The 13,559-nt window shown below is 73.1% G+C and carries 14 protein-coding genes; 4 read left to right on the top strand and 10 right to left on the bottom strand.

The window, feature by feature from the left end; all coding sequences use genetic code 11:
- A partial coding sequence (locus tag ACERUN_RS02345) for an acyl-CoA dehydrogenase family protein (RefSeq protein ID WP_370288041.1) occupies positions 1-403 on the top strand: 403 nt, incomplete at its 5' end.
- 53 nt (positions 404-456) lie between these two features.
- On the opposite strand, the gene ACERUN_RS02340 is transcribed toward ACERUN_RS02345, so the two are convergent.
- The 9 genes from ACERUN_RS02340 to ACERUN_RS02300 form a co-directional block, all read right to left on the bottom strand.
- On the bottom strand, positions 457-1,881 hold the full coding sequence (locus ACERUN_RS02340) for a serine protease (protein WP_370288040.1): 1,425 nt from the start codon (positions 1,879-1,881) through the stop codon (positions 457-459).
- A gap of 120 nt (positions 1,882-2,001) precedes the next feature.
- Positions 2,002-2,673 (bottom strand): flavin reductase family protein, encoded by a 672-nt coding sequence (locus tag ACERUN_RS02335; RefSeq protein ID WP_370288039.1) that lies wholly within the window; start codon positions 2,671-2,673, stop codon positions 2,002-2,004.
- A 483-nt stretch (positions 2,674-3,156) separates the two neighbouring features.
- Positions 3,157-3,804, bottom strand: a complete 648-nt coding sequence (locus tag ACERUN_RS02330) for a flavin reductase family protein (RefSeq protein WP_370288038.1) — start codon at positions 3,802-3,804, stop codon at positions 3,157-3,159.
- Between the two features lie 8 nt (positions 3,805-3,812).
- Positions 3,813-4,712, bottom strand: a complete 900-nt coding sequence (gene hsaC, locus ACERUN_RS02325; RefSeq protein ID WP_370288037.1) for an iron-dependent extradiol dioxygenase HsaC — start codon at positions 4,710-4,712, stop codon at positions 3,813-3,815.
- The gene (gene hsaD, locus ACERUN_RS02320) at positions 4,709-5,692 is read right to left on the bottom strand and encodes a 4,5:9,10-diseco-3-hydroxy-5,9,17-trioxoandrosta-1(10),2-diene-4-oate hydrolase (protein WP_370288036.1); all 984 of its coding nucleotides are present in this window, start codon (positions 5,690-5,692) and stop codon (positions 4,709-4,711) included. Before hsaD ends, hsaC begins: the two co-directional genes overlap by 4 nt.
- 1 nt (position 5,693) lies before the next feature.
- Positions 5,694-6,899: a 3-hydroxy-9,10-secoandrosta-1,3,5(10)-triene-9,17-dione monooxygenase oxygenase subunit gene (gene hsaA, locus ACERUN_RS02315; RefSeq protein ID WP_370288035.1), complete on the bottom strand. Its 1,206-nt coding sequence runs from the start codon at positions 6,897-6,899 to the stop codon at positions 5,694-5,696.
- Between the two features lie 64 nt (positions 6,900-6,963).
- On the bottom strand, positions 6,964-8,058 hold the full coding sequence (gene dmpG, locus ACERUN_RS02310; protein ID WP_370288034.1) for a 4-hydroxy-2-oxovalerate aldolase: 1,095 nt from the start codon (positions 8,056-8,058) through the stop codon (positions 6,964-6,966).
- Positions 8,059-8,061: 3 nt separating this feature from the next.
- Positions 8,062-9,012, bottom strand: a complete 951-nt coding sequence (locus ACERUN_RS02305) for an acetaldehyde dehydrogenase (acetylating) (protein WP_370288032.1) — start codon at positions 9,010-9,012, stop codon at positions 8,062-8,064.
- Positions 9,013-9,024: 12 nt separating this feature from the next.
- Positions 9,025-9,834 carry a 2-keto-4-pentenoate hydratase gene (locus ACERUN_RS02300; protein WP_370288031.1) on the bottom strand — a complete coding sequence of 270 codons (810 nt, stop codon included), beginning with the start codon at positions 9,832-9,834 and terminating at the stop codon, positions 9,025-9,027.
- 33 nt (positions 9,835-9,867) lie between these two features.
- Here ACERUN_RS02300 and kstD point away from each other — a divergent pair, with 33 nt between their 5' ends.
- Positions 9,868-11,541, top strand: a complete 1,674-nt coding sequence (gene kstD / locus ACERUN_RS02295; RefSeq protein ID WP_370288030.1) for a 3-oxosteroid 1-dehydrogenase — start codon at positions 9,868-9,870, stop codon at positions 11,539-11,541.
- An 11-nt stretch (positions 11,542-11,552) separates the two neighbouring features.
- Positions 11,553-12,461 (top strand): MaoC/PaaZ C-terminal domain-containing protein, encoded by a 909-nt coding sequence (locus ACERUN_RS02290; RefSeq protein WP_370288029.1) that lies wholly within the window; start codon positions 11,553-11,555, stop codon positions 12,459-12,461.
- 17 nt (positions 12,462-12,478) lie between these two features.
- Here ACERUN_RS02290 and ACERUN_RS02285 read toward each other — a convergent pair whose 3' ends face one another.
- Entirely contained in the window at positions 12,479-12,985 is a 507-nt protein-coding gene (locus ACERUN_RS02285; RefSeq protein ID WP_370288028.1) for a MarR family winged helix-turn-helix transcriptional regulator, read from the bottom strand.
- A 98-nt stretch (positions 12,986-13,083) separates the two neighbouring features.
- Between ACERUN_RS02285 and ACERUN_RS02280 the strand changes: the two genes are divergently transcribed.
- Positions 13,084-13,524 (top strand): OsmC family peroxiredoxin, encoded by a 441-nt coding sequence (locus tag ACERUN_RS02280; RefSeq protein WP_370288027.1) that lies wholly within the window; start codon positions 13,084-13,086, stop codon positions 13,522-13,524.
- Positions 13,525-13,559 lie beyond the last annotated feature (35 nt).

Below are 13,559 nucleotides of genomic sequence, written 5' to 3'. Positions count from 1 at the left end.
CCTGGGCGCCGTCGCCCTGTCGGTCGGCTGCGCCCAGCGCGGGCTGGACATGACGGTCGCCTACAGCAAGGACCGGGTGCAGTTCGGCCGCCCGATCGGTTCCTTCCAGGCGCTCAAGCACCGGATGGCCGACATGCTGGTGCTGCTGGAGATGTCGCGCTCGGCCTCGTGGGCCGCGGCGTACGCCGTCGCCAGCGACGCGCCCGACGCGGCCCAGCTGGTGCACGCGGCGAAGTCCTACGTCGCCGAGGCGGTCGCCCAGGTCGCGGCCGAGACGGTCCAGATGCACGGTGGCATCGCCATCACCTGGGAGCACGACGCCCACCGGCTCTTCAAGCGCGCACACGCGCTCGGACACCTCGCCGGCGACGCACGCCGGCAGCGCGCCGCCGTGCTCGGCTGAGCGTTTCGGCTCGTTCGGCTCGCCCAGCTGGAACCGGTCGGGCCGAGCCGGGCTCAGCGCGAGGGCGCCGTGCAGCCCGTGCGCGACGCGGCCGCGCGCTCCGCGGGGAGCGGGCACGCCAGCACGCGGACGGTGGTCACTCGACTCGTGGCGCTCGCCGTGCGCACGCGGTAGGAGCGCACGCCGGGCAGCGTGGCGCGGGAGGCCAGCTCGAGCACCCCGTTGCGACCCACGCGGCTCAGGGCGAGCGTGCGCCAGGCGCCGCGCGAGGAGGTGCGGACCTCGACGCGCACGCGCTGCGACGGACGGGCGGTGACGGTGAGCACCAGGGGCTGGCCGCGACCGACCCGAGCCTCCCGGGCCCGGACGGCGAGCCCGGCCCGTGCCCGTGCCGACGGCTCAGCGGCCACCGCACGTCCGGCCCGCCGCGCGCTGCTGCCGATGCTCTCGATGAGCCCGAGGATCGCCGGTGGGAGCGGATGCGCCAGCAGCGTGGGCGTTCCGACGAGCGTGCGGCGCGAGGTCACCGCGAAGATGAAGCCGACCTGACCGTCGATGGTGCTGAGGAACCACGGACCACCCGACGCGCCGCCGTTGAGGGGGCAGGTCATCGAGGCGTCGGCGGTGCCTTCGTAGGACCGCGTCACTCCGGTGCAGCGCTGCACAGTCTCGCCGTCGTAGGGGCGCTCGGCCGGCCAGCCCCAGATCGACACGGCGTTCTGGCGCGGCGGGTGACCGAAGGCCAGCCCGTTGCCGCCGACCACGTCGACGAGGCGTCGTCCACCGACGGGGGCGACGCGGAGCAGGGCCTGGTCGAAGTCGAGGTTCTCGTTCTCCGTCCACTGCCGGAAGGTGAGCACCCGCGTCGCGGCCCACTCGCCGTCAGGGGCGCGACCCTCGGTGTAGCGGGGCACGAACAGGAAGCGCGAGTAGTACTCGCCCGGGCAGGTGCTGGTGCCGAGCAGACCGCAGGCGCGCGGGCCGCCGCCGTGCACGCAATGGGCGGCGGTGATGACGAGGTCGCGCGTGGAGCTGTTGACCGCCGACGCCGAGCACACCGCGTCGCCGTCGGGCGTGGTGAAGAAGAGCTTGCCGACGCTGCGGGGAGCGACCAGTGCTCCGGCGCGGGCGCGGCCGGTGGGAGCCGAGGTCGCGGTGGACTGCCGGCCCCCGGCGGGCGCAACCACCGTGCCGTCGGGGCCGAGGTCGAGCGGGGTCGCTGCGGCCTGCCGAGCCGGCGTCCAGTAGGCCGCGACGCCGGCGGCGTCGAGGGCGGTGCCCACGGCGTCCTCGACACCGGGCAGCGTCACGTCGCTGCGGGCGGCCCTGGCGGCGCCGGCGTCACGGGCGTCCGCGGGGGTCGTCGCTCCGGCGACCGCGCCGAGTGCCAGCAGCATCGCCGCCGCGACCGCCACGCACCGGGGCACCGGGCCCTCGCGCCGAGCCTCGAACCGTCCCTGCCACGCCGCGCTGCGCATCCTGTTCCCCTGACCGGCCGAATCCCCCTCGGCCACCCGGTCAACGCCCGAACCGGGACGAAGGTCACGGGTGGCGCGGCCCTCGGATCCGAGGACGCTCCCGCACCTCGGAGCGTCGCTTCAGCGCTCGTCGGTCGTGCGGTAGCGACCCTTGAAGTAGAGGAGGGGTTCGGTCGTCGCGGCGTCGTCGGCGTGCTGCTCCAGGTGCTCCACCCGACCGAGGACGACGAAGTGGTCGCCGCCCTCGTGGACGGCGTGGATCGTGCAGTCGAGGTGCGCCAGGGTGCCCGCGATGACGGGAGATCCGGTGACGGCGGCGGGCTCCCAGTCGAGACCGGCGAACTTGTCGATGCCCTTGGTGGCCATCTGCGCCGAGACGTGCTCCTGGTCGGCGGCGAGGATGTTGACGCAGAACCGACCCGAGCGCTGGATGAGCGGCCAGGCCCGCGACGTGCGGGCCGGGATGAAGGTGACCAGGGGCGGGTCGAGGGAGACGCTGGCGAAGGACTGGCAGGTCATGCCCACCGGCCCGTCGGGACTCATCGCCGTGATCACGGTGATGCCGGAGGCGAAGCAGCCGACGACGTCGCGGAAGCGACGCGCCGCCGCCTGCGCTCCGGGGTCGTCGTGGACGGCGACTTCGTCGCCGGGACGGATCTCGAAGTCGAGGTCGTCGAGCCGGGCGATCTGGTCGCCCAGGAAGTCGGCGATCAGGTCGGCCGAGGGCCAGGTCTCACGGGCGTCCGGGCTGATCCCCTCGGGGATGGCGGGCTGCTCGTACGGCTCAGGCACGCACACAACGCTAGTGGCTCGACCCAACGCCCCTGCAGTGCGGGCGTGGTCGGGGACGGCCGTAGCCGGCTCGCGTCGCGGCGCCCGCGGGAGGGGGCACCGCCCCGGCGGCACGAGCCACCGGGGCGGCCGGCCCGACACCCACACCGGCTGCTGCGAGGGCGATGCTCAGCACCAGACCACCACCTCGGAGCGCCGGACGGGTGGACCGACGCGGACGCCCGCCCGGCGTCCGCGCACGGTCCGGCGTGCCGGACCTGCTCGATGAGCACGGCGCGTTGGCTCCCTTGCCGCGCGTGCGTGCACGTGCTGGGCCCCTCCCGGTCCAGCATGCTCCACGCTAGGGGGGTTCACCGGAGCCCGGGAAGTCCCAGTCCGGATCTGAAATGTCCCCTTTGCATCACCCGACCGCGTCGACTCGGCTGGCCCGCTCGGACCATCGAGGTCGGGAAACCAGGCGGAGCGCCGGGCCGAGGATCGGGGTCAGCGGGTCGTGCGGTAGGCGCCGCGGTAGTACAGCAGCGGGTCGGTGTCGGCGGGGGCGCCAGGCCCGGCGTCGAGGGCGAGCACCCGGCCCACGACGATGAAGTGGTCACCGGCCTCGTGCACGGCCTCGATGCTGCAGTCGACGAAGGCGACCGTGCCCCCCAGCAGGGGCGAGCCGGTGACCGGCGCGGGGCGCCAGTCGAGGCCGGCGAACTTGTCGGCGCCGCGACTGGCCATCTGGTTCGAGACGTCGATCTGGTCGGCCGCGAGCACGTTGACGCAGAACCGGCCCGAGCGCTGGATGGCGGGCCAGGCGCGCGAGGTGCGCGCGGGCACGAAGAGCACCAGCGGCGGGTCGAGGGAGACGCTGGAGAACGACTGGCAGGTCAGGCCCACCGGCTCGCCGTTGCTGAGCGCGGTGACGACCGTGATGCCCGAGGCGAAGCGACCGATGACGTCGCGGAAGTGGCGCGCCGCGGCGACGGCCTGCGGATCGGCGGGGTCGAGACTCGACTCCTCCCCCGGGTGCAGCGCCGTGCCGCTCGGCCCCGGGTCGCGCAGGTCGAGGTCGTAGGCGAGCCAGGAGTCGACGAGCGCGGCGCTGGGCCACGTCTGGCGGGCGTCGGCGCTGATGCCCTCGGGCACGCCCACGCTCAGTGACCGCCGCTGAAGTCGTGCCCCCAGTAGGACACGGCGGTCGACTCCCGCGCGACCCAGCGGGCGTCGTCCACGGTGAGGCCGTCGGTGCCGAACTCGACGTCGAAGCCGCCGGGCGAGCGCACGTAGAAGGAGATCATCTCGTCGTTCATGTGCCGCCCGAGCGTCGCCGAGAGCGGCGCCCCGTGCTTGCGGACCCGCTCGAGCGCGCGGCCCACGTGGTCGAGCTCGTCGACCTCGAGCATCACGTGCACGCACTTGGCCGGGTTGGGCATCGGCAGGAACGCGAGCGAGTGGTGGCGCGGGTTCACGCCGAGGAAGCGCAGCCAGACCTTCGATCCGGGCTCCCTGCCCACGAACTCCCCCGGCATGCTCATCGAGTCGCGCAGCCGGAAGCCGAGCACCTCGGTGTAGAAGCGCAGCGCCTCCACGTCGTCCAGCACGGGGACGACGAGGTGGCCCAGCCCCTGGTCACCGGTGACGAAGCGTGCCCCGTAGGGCGTGACGACCGGGCGCGACTCGTAGGTGATGCCGTGGAAGATCTCGAAGACGTTGTCCCACGGGTCGCGGAAGCGCACGAGCTCCTGCACCCGCCGCTCGTCGAGCTCGGCGCGCGTACCCTCCTCGAACTCCACGCCGGCCTTCTGCAGGTGCTCGCGGGCCTCCTGCAGCGCACGGTGGTCGGCGACCTCCCACCCCGCGCACTCGAGGCCGTCGACCTCGGCGGGGACGACGACCAGCCGGGCCGAGACCTCGTCGATGCGCCAGTACTGGTGGCTCGGGTCGGGGCCGCGGCCCTCGGCGAGCCCGAGCACCTTGCCGGCGAAGGTGCGCCAGGCCTCGGGGTCGGTGCTCGCGACCCGCAGGTAGCCGAGGGAGCGGATGTCGATGGTCATGCCCGAGACTCCTGGTCGCCGAGTGGGTTCTGGGGGGCGGTGCGCTCGCGGTGCCGGCCGAGGAAGGCGACCGTGATCTCGCGGAACTCCTCCGCCGCCTCGAGCTGCGCCCAGTGGCCGCAGTTGGGGAACACGTGCAGCTGGGCGCGGTGGATCAGCTTGAGGGCGGCGAAGGCACCGTCGAGCGGGTTGACGCGGTCCTCGCGTCCCCAGGTGAGCAGGGTGGGCTTGCGCAGACGGTGGGCCTCGCGCCACAGCATGCCGTCCTCCGCGCTGGCCGGGTGGTAGAAGGACATGCCCATGGAGCGCATCGCCTCGCGCGCACCGGGTGCGGTGGCGTCGGCGAAACGCTGCTCGACCAGCTCGTCGGTGACCATCGACTGGTCGACCACCATCGTGGAGATGAAGGCCCGCAGCGCCTCGCGCGTGGGGTTGGCACCGAAGTCCATCAGCCGCTGCACGCCCTCGGTCGGGTCGGCGTGGAAGAGGTTGAGCGAGAGCCCGCCGGGGCCCATCAGCACGAGGCGCCCGACGCGCTCGGGGTAGGTCAGGGCCAGTCGCATGGCCGTGCCGCCGCCGAGGCTGTTGCCCAGCAGGTGCACCTTGTCGATGCCCAGCTCGTCGAGCAGGGCCACCACGAGGTCGGCGGAGAAGCGGTAGTAGTTGCCCACGACCTCGGGCTTGTCGGAGGAGCCGAAGCCGACCTGGTCGACGAGGATCGTGCGGTACTCGGCGGCGAAGCCCGCGAGCGCCGGGCCGAAGTTCGACCAGGCCGAGGCGCCGGGCCCGCCGCCGTGCAGCATCAGCAGCGGCAGTCGGTCGGCCCGCTCGGGCGCGCGGAGGTCGGCCTCGTAGTAGGTGAGCGAGGTCGGTCCGGCGTCCTCGGTGCTCACCACCACCGAGCGCGCCAGCGCCTCGCGGGTGAGCGCGGCGGTCTCGTGGTTCGCGGCGCCGACAGGGGCGTCGGTCTGGGTGCTCATGTCAGTACATCCCGGGGTCGATGGTGTGGCCGAACTGCTGGGCGCCGTACATCTGCAGGGCCCGCTCGGGGTCGTTGGCGGCGTGGACCCGACCCGCGTGGGCGTTGCGCCACTGCCGCTGCAGGTAGGTGCCGTCGGCGAGCGCGCGCCCGCCGGAGGCCTCGAAGAGGGTGTCGATCGCCTCGATCGCGCGCTCGGAGCCGAGCACCTGGTCGCGGCGCACGCGCAGGCGCACCTCGAGCGGGATCTGCTCCCCGCGCGCGACATGATCCTGCTCCTCGCGCAGGTTCGCGGTGAGCAGCGCCCACGCGGCGTCGATCTCGGACGACGCCCGCGCCAGGCGCACGGCGGCGAACGGGTCGAGCGAGGCGCGCTCGCCGAGGTAGGCGGCGCGGCGGCGGTTCTGCTGCATCTCGACGTGCTCGGCGTAGACGCCGCGCGCCATGCCGATGAGCGGCGCGGCGATCGTGGAGGTGAAGATCGAGTGGAACGGCAGGCGGTAGAGCTCGGCGGTGTTGACCTCCTGGCCGGGCCCCTTGCACTGACCGGTGTCGCCCATCGAGAGCGTGAAGGCGAGCGGCACGAACACCTCGTCGACGACGATGTCGTTGGAGCCGGTGCCGCGCAGCCCGACGACGTTCCACACGTCGACGATCTCGTACTGCTCGCGCGGCAGCAGGAAGGTGCGGAAGTCGACGACGGCGCCCTCGGCGTCCTGCACCAGCGCGCCGAGCAGGGCCCAGCCGCAGTGGTCGGCGCCCGAGGAGAAGCTCCAGCGCCCGCTCAGCACGAACCCGCCGTCGACCACGCGGGCCCGACCCGTGGGGGCGTAGGACGACGACAACCGAGTGGCGTCGTCCTCGCCCCACACGGCCTGCTGAGCCTCGTCGGAGAACAGCGCGACCTGCCACGGGTGGACGCCGACCACGCTGGCGACCCAGCCCGTGGAGCCGTCGGCGGAGGCGATGTCGCGCACTGCGGTGTAGAAGTCGATCGGGTCGGCCTCGTAGCCGCCGTAGCGGCGCGGCTGGAGGAGGCGGAAGAAGCCGGTGTCGGCCAGCTCCTTGACCGAGGCGTCCGGCAGCACCCGCAGGCGGTCACCCTCCTCGGCCCGCTCGCGGAAGACCGGGAGCAGCTCGCGCACACGCTCGAGCACCGCAGCGGCGCCGCCGGTGGCGGCCGGCGCCGCCTGTGCCTCGTGATCCATGGGTGCTCCTCGGGGGTCGTTCCCTGAATACTAGAACACGTTCTAGTTTTGCGGAAGTCGAGGCTCAAGCCCCGGCCGGAACACCCGCGGCGTCGCGGGCGCGCAGCTGCAGGGCGATCTCGACGAGCTGGTCCTCCTGGCCGCCGATGAGCTTGCGTCGACCGGCCTCGAGGAGGATCTCGGCACCGGAGACGCCGAAGCGCTCGGCCGCGTTGCCGGCGTGCTTGAGGAAGGAGGAGTAGACGCCGGCGTAGCCCATCATCAGCGTCATCCGGTCGAGGCGGCACTCCTCGGGCATGGCCGGGCGGATCACGTCCTCGGCGGCGTCGACCACCTGCAGGAAGTCGACGCCGGTGCGCCAGCCGAGCTTGTCGCACACGCCGATGAACGCCTCGAGCGGCGTGTTGCCCGCGCCGGCACCGAAGCGCCGCACCGAGCCGTCGATCTGCGTAGCGCCGGCGCGCGCGGCGATGACGGTGTTGGCGACACCGAGGCCGAGGTTCTCGTGGCCGTGGAAGCCGACGTCGGCCTGGTGGCCGATCTCGGCCACGACCGCAGCCACGCGGTCGGCGGTCTGCTCCATCACCAGCGCACCCGCGGAGTCGACCACGTAGACGCACTGGCAGCCGGCGTCCACCATGATCCGGGCCTGCTTCGCCAGCACCTCGGGGGCCTGGGTGTGGCTCATCATCAAGAAGCCCACCGTCTCGAGGCCGAGCTCGCGGGCCAGGCCGAAGTGCTGGATGGACACGTCGGCCTCGGTGCAGTGGGTGGCGATGCGACAGATCTGCCCGCCGTTGTCCTGGGCGGCTCGGATGTCGTCCTTCGTGCCGACGCCGGGGAGCATGAGGAAGGCGATCTTCGCGCGCCTCGCCGTCTGTGCGGCGATGCGGATGAGCTCCTGCTCGGGCGTGCGGGAGAAGCCGTAGTTGAAGCTGCTGCCGCCGAGGCCGTCGCCGTGGGTCACCTCGATCACCGGGATGCCGGAGGCGTCGAGGGCGCGCACGATGTCCTCGACCTCCTGCGCGGTGAACTGGTGGCGCTTGTGGTGCGAGCCGTCGCGCAGGCAGGTGTCGGTCAGGCGCAGGTCGAGATCGCCGAACGGCTCGGTGCCGTGGGTTCCGGACCAGGTGCGGGCGAGGGTGTCGAGGTCGGTCACGGCTCAGGACTCCTGGCTGGCGGGGGCGGCACTCGTCGCCACGGGGGCGTCGAGCAGGTGGCTGGCGATGCTGTCGCCGACGCGGGCCGCGGCGGCGGTCATGATGTCGAGGTTGCCGGAGTAGGGCGGCAGGTAGTCGCCGGCGCCCTCGACCTCGACGAAGATCGACACGCGCCGGTGACCGCCGGTGAGCTCCGAGGGCCCGTCGAACTGCGGCTCCTGCAGCAGGCGGTAACCGGGCACGTACTGCTGCACGGCCTCCTCCATGGCGTGCACCGAGGCGGTGATGGCGTCGGTGTCGGCGTCCGGGTCGACGGCGCAGAAGATGGTGTCGCGCATGATCATCGGCGGCTCGGCCGGGTTGAGGATGATGATCGCCTTGCCGCGCGCGGCGCCGCCGATGGACTCGACGCCGGCTGCCGTCGTCCGCGTGAACTCATCGATGTTGGCGCGGGTGCCGGGCCCGGCGCTCACGCTCGCGACCGAGGCGACGATCTCGGCGTAGGCCACTGGGGTCACCCGCGAGACGGCGTTGACCATCGGGATCGTGGCCTGGCCGCCGCAGGTGATCATGTTGACGTTGAGCGCATCGACGTGGGCGAGGCCGTTGACCGGCGGGATCACCGCCGGCCCCACCGCCGCGGGTGTGAGGTCGATGGCGCGGATGCCCGCCTCGGCGTAGTGCGGGGCGTAGGCGCGGTGCACGTAGGCCGAGGTCGCCTCGAACAGCAGGTCGGGCAGCTCCTCCTGGGCGAGCAGCCAGTCGGCTCCCTCGTGGCTGACGGCGAGGCCGTGGTCGGCGGCGATGCGCAGCCCCTCGCTGGCGGGGTCGACACCGATCATCCAGCGCGGTTCGACGACGTCGCTGCGCAGCAGCTTGAAGAGCAGGTCGGTGCCGATGTTGCCGGGGCCGACGATGGCGGCGGTGAGCTTGCGGGGGGTCGGGGACGTCATGCGGTTCCTCGCTCAGGCTTCGAAGGTGACGGAGAGCGGGGCGAACCCGCTGATGGACGCCGTGACCCGGCTGCCCGGGTCGAAGGGCACGAAGGGGCCGAGCGCCCCGGACAGCACGAGGTGGCCGGCCCGCAGCGGGTCGCCGAAGCGCGCGGCCTGCACAGCCAGCCAGCGCAGCGCCTCGAGCGGGTCGCCGAGGCACGCCACCCCCTTGCCCGACGAGCGCTCCTCGCCGTCGATGGTCAGCGACATCTCGACGTCACGGGGCTCGAGGTCGCTCAGCGCGACACCGTGCTCGCCGACGACGAAGAGGCCGCTGGAGGCGTTGTCGGCCACGGTGTCGGTGAAGCCGATGTCCCAGCCGGCGATGCGCGAGTCGACGATCTCCAGCGACGGGAGGGCGACGTCCACGGCGGCTCGCACCCGCTCGAGGGTGATCTGCTCCTCCGGCAGGTCGAGGTCCTCGCCGAGGCGGAAGGCGACCTCGGCCTCGACGCGGGGCTGCACCAGCGTGGCCATGCCCACCGGCCCTCCACCGGGGCGCGCGGCGGCGCTGACGTCCATGTCGTCGAGCAGGTAGCCGAAGTCGGGCTGGTCGACCCCCAGCTGGCGCTGCACCGCCTCGGAGGTCGCCCCGATCTTGCGGCCCACGACACGCGCTCCGTCGGCGATGCGGGCCTGCACGAGCCCCTGCTGCACGGCGTAGGCGGCGGGCAGGTCGTCGGTGCCGATGAGGTCGCGCACGGGGGCGCACGGCACGCGGGTGCGCTGAGCCGCGGCGAGGCGGTCGACTGCGGCACGCACGTCGTCGGAAGAGGTCACCTCGGCATACTAGAACCTGTTACAGTTTTTCGCATGAAGGACACGTACGACGTGGTCGTGGTCGGCGCCGGCGGTGCCGGGATGTCCGCGGCGCTCGCCGCCGCCCACCGCGGGCTCGACACCCTGCTCGTCGAGAAGAGCGCCTACTTCGGCGGCTCCACCGCGCGCTCCGGCGGTGGCGTGTGGATCCCCGGCAACTACGCGCTGCGCGCCGCCGGCCAGGTGGACGACGGCGACGCCGAGGCCGCGCGCCGCTACCTCGACTCGATCGTGGGCGAGGTGGTGCCCAAGGTGCGCCGCGACACCTACCTGGCCCGCGGCCCCGAGGTGCTCGACTTCCTGCGCGAGACCACTCCCCTGCGCTTCAGCTGGGTGCCCGAGTACGCCGACTACCTGCCGGAGAGCCCCGGCGGCCGCGCCCGCGGACGCAGCGTCGAGCCGGTGCCGATGGACGCGCGCTTCCTCGGCCGCGAGCTCGAGCGGCTGCACCCGCCGTACACGAAGGCACCGGCCAACCTCATCGTCACCCAGGCCGACTTCCGCAAGATCAGCCTGGGGCTGCGCACCGTGCGCGGGCCCATCACGATGGCGAAGGTGCTCGTGAAGCGCCTCGTCGCCATCGCGCTCGGGCGGCGCATGGTGGCGATGGGCAACGCGATCGCGGTGTCGATGCGCAAGGGCCTGGCCGACGCCGGCGTACCGGTGGAGTACGAGACCGCGCTCGAGGAGCTGCTCGTCGAGGACGGCCGCGTGGTCGGCGTCGTCGTGGAGCGCAGCGGCGAGCGGCACGAGGTGCGGGCCCGGCGGGGCGTCGTCCTCGGGTCGGGCGGGTTCGAGCACAGCCAGGAGCTGCGCGAGAAGTTCCTGCCCCAGCCCACCTCGACCGACTGGTCCACGGCGGCTCCCTCCAACACGGGCGCCGGCCTGCTCGCCGGCACCGCGGCGGGCGCGGCCACCGACCTCCTGGACGACGCGTGGTGGGGCCCCACGATCCCGCTCCCGGGTCGCGCGTGGTTCTGCCTGGCCGAGCGCAACCTGCCCGGCTCGATCATCGTGAACTCGGCCGGTCGCCGGTTCATGAACGAGGCGCTGCCCTACGTCGAGGCCACGCACGCCATCTACGAGGGCGAGGCCACCGGCGTGAGCCACGTGCCCGCGTGGATGGTCTTCGACCAGACGTACCGCAACCGCTACCTCTTCGCGGGCGTGCCGGGCCGCCAGCCCTTCCCGGGCCGCTGGTACAAGGAGGGCGTCGTGGTGCGCGCGGACTCCCTCGCCGAGCTCGCGAAGAAGGTGGGCGTTCCCGCCGAGGCGCTCGGCGCCACGGTCGAGCGCTTCAACGGCTTCGCGCGCAGCGGTGTCGACGAGGACTTCGGTCGCGGCGAGTCCGCCTACGACAAGTACTACTCCGACCCCACGGTGAAGCCGAACTGCTCGCTCGCGCCGATCGAGAAGGGCCCCTTCTACGCGGTCAAGATCGTGCCCGGCGACCTCGGCACGAAGGGCGGCCTGGTCACCGACGAGCGGGCGCGGGTGCTGCGCGAGGACGGCTCGGTGATCCCGGGGCTGTACGCCGCCGGCAACGCGTCGTCGGCCGTGATGGGCCGCACCTACCCCGGTCCGGGCGGCACGATCGGCCCGGCGATCGTGTTCGGCTACCTCGCCGCCGAGGACCTCGCGGCGCGCGTCGAGTCCCCCACCGCCTGAAGGAGCCTCCCGTGCCCATCGACCCCGACGTCGCCATCGGCGCCGACCTCGGCGCCCGCACGTTCTCCTGGACCTCCTCCGACGTGCTGCTCTACCACCTCGGCATCGGCGCGGGCTCCCGCGACGGCGACCACCTCTCCCCCGCGGCCCTGCGCTACACCCTGGACGACGAGCACCTCCAGGTGCTGCCGTCGTTCGCCGTGGTCGCGCCCACCTTCCACGAGACCGACCCGCCGCCGCTCGACCTGCCCGGCTGCGACATCGACCTCGCGCAGGTCGTGCACGGGTCGCAGTCGATCAGCCTGAGCGGGCCGGTGCCGACCGCCGGCACCGCCACCGTGCGCACGCGCATCACCGACGTGTGGGACAAGGGCCGGGCCGCGGTCATCTGGCAGGAGGGCGTGGCCACCGAGGGCGGCGCGGCGGACGGCGGCCCCGGCCGCGAGCTGTGGCGGGTGCGCTCCTCGATCTTCGTCCGCGGCGAGGGAGGGTGGGGCGGCGAGCGCGGCTCCTCCACGGCGGTCACGGTGCCGGAGCGCGGGGCCGACTACGCGTCGTCCTACCGGGTGACGCCGCAGCAGGCGCTGCTCTACCGCCTCTGCGGCGACCGCAACCCGCTGCACGCCGATCCGTCCTTCGCTCGCGCCGCCGGATTCGACTCGCCCATCCTGCACGGCCTGTGCTCCTACGGGATCGTGCTGCGCGAGCTGGCCGACGGTCTGCTCGGCGGCGACGCCACCGCGATCGGCGGCTTCACCGCCCGCTTCGCCGGCATCGTCCTGCCCGGGGAGACGATCGCGGTCGAGGGGTGGCACCACGACGGAGCGACGGGCAAGGAGATCGTCGCCCGTGCCAGCGTCATCGACGGCCCGCGGTCCGGCTCGCCCGTGCTGGCCGACTGCCGCGTGACGCTCGCCTGACCCCGATCGGACGCCGCTCAGGCGCCGCGCGAGGCCTGCGCGAGTCCGGCACCGATGCGCCCGAGCAGCTGCTGCAGCTCGGCGATCTCCGAGGGCTCGAGCCCCAGGGTCTCGGCGAGGCGGCAGTGCACGAGACCGAAGCGGGCGTGCACGTCACGCCCCTGCTCGGTGAGCCGCACCAGGACCGCGCGCTGGTCGTCACGGTCGCGCTCGCGCACCAGGAGCCCGCGCGCCTCCATCCGCCCGAGGAGCGGCGAGAGCGTGGCGTGATCGAGGTGCAGCTGGGCGGCGACGTCCTTGATGAGCACCGCGTCGACGCCGCCGAGCACCACGAGCACGAGGTACTGCGGATAGGTGATGTCGAACTCGGCCAGCAGCGGCCGGTAGGCGGACGTGAGCGCCCGCGAGGTGGCGTAGAGGTCGAAGCAGAGCAGGTCGTCCAGCGTGGGCGGCGCGGGCAGGTCGCGGGCGGAGGGCCGGTTGGCGCCGGTGGGCCGGGGTACGGCGGGGACTCGATCGCTCACCTTGAGGAATATAACTCGTGGGCGATTATCTTGTGCCCTATATAAGTTGGAGTGACCGACCACCCGGGGGATCCCCCGGGTCGACGAAAGGAAGCGACATGCCCACTCGCACCGCACGCACCGCCTGGAACGGCACCCTCGAGGAGGGCTCCGGCCAGGTCGAGCTCACCAGCTCCGGCGTCGGCACCTACGACGTCTCGTTCCCGAAGCGCGCCGCCGACGAGGCCGGCGGCACCACCTCGCCCGAGGAGCTCATCGCCGCGGCCCACTCGGCCTGCTACGCCATGCAGTTCTCCGCGATCATCGCCGAGAAGGGCGGCACGCCCCAGGCCCTCGACGTCTCCGCCGACGTCTCGCTCGGCCCGGACTCCGCCGGCGGCTTCAAGCTCACCGGCATCAAGCTCACCGTGCGCGGCGAGGTGGAGGGTCTCGACGAGGCCGGCTTCACCGCCGCCGCCGAGGAGGCCAAGGCCTCCTGCCCCGTGAGCAAGGCCCTCACCGGTGTCGAGATCACCCTCGACGCCGCGCTCGAGGCCTGATCCACGCACCGGGTCCCACGGATCCGACACCGCTC

It is taken from the genome of Nocardioides sp., assembly GCF_964229035.1.
Lineage (GTDB): Bacteria > Actinomycetota > Actinomycetes > Propionibacteriales > Nocardioidaceae > Nocardioides.
The sequence above is the reverse complement of the archived record's forward strand: the minus strand, read 5'-3'. Positions and strand labels throughout refer to the sequence as shown.